The 836-nt window shown below is 55.4% G+C and carries 1 protein-coding gene; it reads right to left on the minus strand.

What is annotated here, in order from left to right; translation table 11 throughout:
• On the minus strand, window positions 1–681 hold a 681-nt coding region (locus K7W03_RS27535), incomplete at its 3' end, for an IS110 family transposase (protein WP_222888143.1).
• Window positions 682–836: the final 155 nt, after the last annotated feature.

The following is an 836-nucleotide window of genomic DNA, read 5'->3' on the forward strand; positions in this document are numbered from 1 at the left end:
CCCTAGTCCGGGGATGGTCTTCAGGCGTTTGACGTCGGCATTGGTCTTGCTGAACTGCCTGATCGTCGCTTCCGCGGCTTTAATATGCTGATTTATATCGTCGACGAAGGCAATCGACCGATCGATGTGGATGCGATCGATCTCCGACACCGTTAGCATCTGCAGGTGCTGACGGCCCGTTTTCCCGAAAAGATCAGATACAGTGCGAAGCTCGCGTGTTTTCTCAGGGTACCGATCGAATATTGTTACAACGCGATTTTTCACCATCGTGCGCAACCGGACGAAAAACATCCGCTCCCGAAGCGCCTGGCGAAGCGTACGAGCTGCCTCGCAGGGGACATATGCTTCCGGGATTAGATCTGCCCGCAGAAGATGGGCGAGGATCGTCGCGTCGATCTTGTCCGTTTTGATCTTCGCGTCCGCGATCGCTTTGACCTTGAGTGGATGGGCCAGCACGACGTCGTCGCAGAGCTCGTCCAGCCAATCGTACATGACAGTCCAGTTGCGGGTAGCTTCCAGCACGGCATGGCTGTTCTCCAAATAGGGAGATAGGAAACCTGATAGCTGCTGGGGATCGTTCTTGACGCGACCGGAACGCAGGACTTTCCCGCCAGAATCCTGGACTACAAGATGGGTGTAGGCCTTGTGGTAATCTACACCGATATGAAAATCATAGGGCATGGCTTCACCTCCAATGCCGTCGGGGAATGGCAAACACCCCGGTGGCAACGTGAAGATGCACCCACCAGGCAGTGCTGTGCTAGAAATCATCTCAGCGTGGCTCCCCTAGCTTGGAAAGGATGTCAGCGAGGACCGCTTTCATGCCACCCTCCTCT

This window comes from Sphingobium sp. PNB, assembly GCF_019873065.1.
GTDB classification, from domain to species: domain Bacteria; phylum Pseudomonadota; class Alphaproteobacteria; order Sphingomonadales; family Sphingomonadaceae; genus Sphingobium; species Sphingobium fuliginis.